This is a genomic window from Achromobacter sp. (assembly GCF_036567245.1).
Lineage (GTDB): Bacteria > Pseudomonadota > Gammaproteobacteria > Burkholderiales > Burkholderiaceae_B > Achromobacter.
The window spans coordinates 1-2,312 of record NZ_DATCUY010000661.1 but is presented as its reverse complement, the minus strand read 5'-3'; the positions used below and the strand labels follow the sequence as shown (position 1 = coordinate 2,312).

Here is a 2,312-nt window from a genome sequence, read left to right as displayed (position 1 = left end):
GTGATCATGCCCGCCAGGCTCACCGTGCCGACCGAGTGCGACAGCAGCAGGCCGTGCTCGGCGAACTCCGCGCCCAGCACGTCGCGGATGCGCTGCGGCGGCTCGGCGGGCAGCCACTGGCGCTGCGCGCGGTCATGGTGGAACAGGCGGAAGGCGATCTGCGGATGCGCCAGCGCGATGCGCTCCATGGCGTCGACGCAATGGCCGAATTCGGTGGCTTCGGAGCGCAGGAACTTGCGGCGCGCCGGCACGGCGTCGAACAGTTGGCGCACGTCGACCGTGGTGCCCGGAGGGCCGGATGCGGGGCTGACCTGCATGCTGCCGGCGTCGATCTGCCAGGCGTGCTCGCCGTCGCGGGTGCGGGAAATGATCGTGACCTGGGCCACGGACGCGATGGAGGCCAGGGCTTCGCCGCGGAACCCCATGGACGCCACTGATTCCAGCTCGTTCAGGGAGCGGATCTTGCTGGTGGCGTGGCGCGCCAGCGCCAGCGGCAGTTCCTCGGGCGGAATGCCGCCGCCGTCGTCGGTCACGGCGATGCGGCGTATGCCGCCGCCTTCCAGGCGCACCTCGATGGCGCGTCCGCCCGCATCGATGGCGTTCTCAAGGATTTCCTTGAGCACGGACGCCGGCCGTTCGATCACCTCGCCGGCGGCGATCTGGCTGATCAGCAGGTCGGGAAGCGCAAGAATGGAGCGGCGTTCGGTCATGTGGCAGGTGTTCAGGTATGGCTATGTGGATGATTTTAGCGTCATGGGCGGGTGGGCTATAGTCGCGGACTGATATCCCATTTCGCTGGCAGGGTTGCTTCAATGCTCGAATTTTTCAATATGGTGCTCCACATCGACAAGACGCTGGGCGTCTGGGTCGCGCAGTATGGCGTGTGGGTGTACCTGGTGCTGTTCCTGATCGTTTTCGCCGAGACGGGCCTGGTCGTGCTGCCGTTCTTGCCGGGGGATTCGCTGCTGTTCATCGCGGGCGCGTTCGGCGCCACCGGGCACATCGACCCGTTATTGATGGGGGGGCTGCTGATCGTTGCGGCCATCACCGGCAATACGCTGAACTACGCCATCGGACGCTATATCGGGCCGCGCGTGTTTTCGATGAACCTGCGTTTCCTGGATCGCGGCGCGTTGATGCGCACGCACGCGTTCTACGAGAAGCACGGCGGCAAGACCATCGTGATGTCGCGCTTCATCCCGGTGGTCCGCACTTTTGCGCCCTTCGTCGCGGGTGTCGCCGACATGCCGCTGTCGCGCTTCCAGCTGTTCAACATCCTGGGCGCGCTGTTGTGGGTGGTGAGCCTGGTGGCCGCGGGCTATTTCTTCGGCAATATCCCGCTGGTGCGCGAACACCTCAACACCATCGTGCTGCTGGGCCTGGCCGCGGCCATCGTGCCGGTGATCGGGGCTGGGGTGTTCAAGTTGATCAAGGCCAGACGCGGCGCCTGAGAGGGCGGCGGCGCGAGCCGCCGCACCACCGTCTGGCAAGTGAAAAGGGCGTTGCGCCGTAAAGCGCAACGCCCTTTTTCATGCGGCTGTCGCTGCTTCAGCTCACGTCGCCCAGCCGCGCCAGCGGTGGATTAGCGGTGAAGTAGCGTTGGATGCCCGTCATCATGGCTTGCGCCAGCTTGTCCTGGTGCGAAGTGCTCTTGAGCAGGGCCTCTTCTTGCGGATTGCTGATGAAGGCGGTCTCGACCAGCACCGAGGGAATGTCCGGCGCCTTCAGCACGGCGAAGCCGGCCTGTTCGACACTGTTCTTGTGCAGGCGGTTGATCTTCTTGATTTCATCCAGGAAGGCGTTGCCGACCTTGAGCGAATCGTTGATCTGCGCAGTGGTGGACAGGTCCAGCAGCACCTTGGCCACCTGGCGGTCGTGGCTGCCGAGGTTGACGCCGCCGATCAGGTCGGCCGCGTTTTCCTTGTCCGCCATCCAGCGCGCCTGGGCGCTGGTGGCGCCACGTTGCGACAGCGCGAATACCGACGAACCATTGGCCGAGGGCTTGACCCAGGCGTCCGCGTGAATGGAGATGAACAGGTCGGCATGCACGCGGCGCGCCTTCTGCACCCGCACATGCAGGGGCACGAAGTAATCGTCGTCGCGCGTCAGGTAGGCGCGCATGTAGGGCTGGCTGTCGATCAGCGCCTTCAGGCGCCGGGCGATGCGCAGCACCACGTCTTTCTCGCGCAGGCCGCTGCTGCCGATCGCGCCCGGATCCTCGCCGCCGTGACCGGGGTCCAGCGCGATGGTCAGCATGCGCTGCTTGCCGCGGCTGGCGGTGGCGGGCGGGGGCTTGGGGGCCGTGGGCAGCG

At 66.0% G+C, this 2,312-nt stretch carries 3 protein-coding genes; 1 reads left to right on the top strand and 2 read right to left on the bottom strand.

Translation table 11 applies throughout. The features are described from left to right. The coding region (gene mutL / locus VIR09_RS28220) for a DNA mismatch repair endonuclease MutL (protein ID WP_332015872.1) at nucleotides 1-710 on the bottom strand (710 nt) is incomplete at its 3' end. A 102-nt stretch (nucleotides 711-812) separates the two neighbouring features. On the opposite strand from mutL, the gene VIR09_RS28215 reads away from it, so the two are divergent. Next, nucleotides 813-1,451: a VTT domain-containing protein gene (locus VIR09_RS28215; RefSeq protein ID WP_332015871.1), complete on the top strand. Its 639-nt coding sequence runs from the start codon at nucleotides 813-815 to the stop codon at nucleotides 1,449-1,451. A 97-nt stretch (nucleotides 1,452-1,548) separates the two neighbouring features. On the opposite strand, the gene VIR09_RS28210 is transcribed toward VIR09_RS28215, so the two are convergent. Beyond that, on the bottom strand, nucleotides 1,549-2,312 hold a 764-nt coding region (locus tag VIR09_RS28210; RefSeq protein WP_332015870.1), incomplete at its 5' end, for an N-acetylmuramoyl-L-alanine amidase.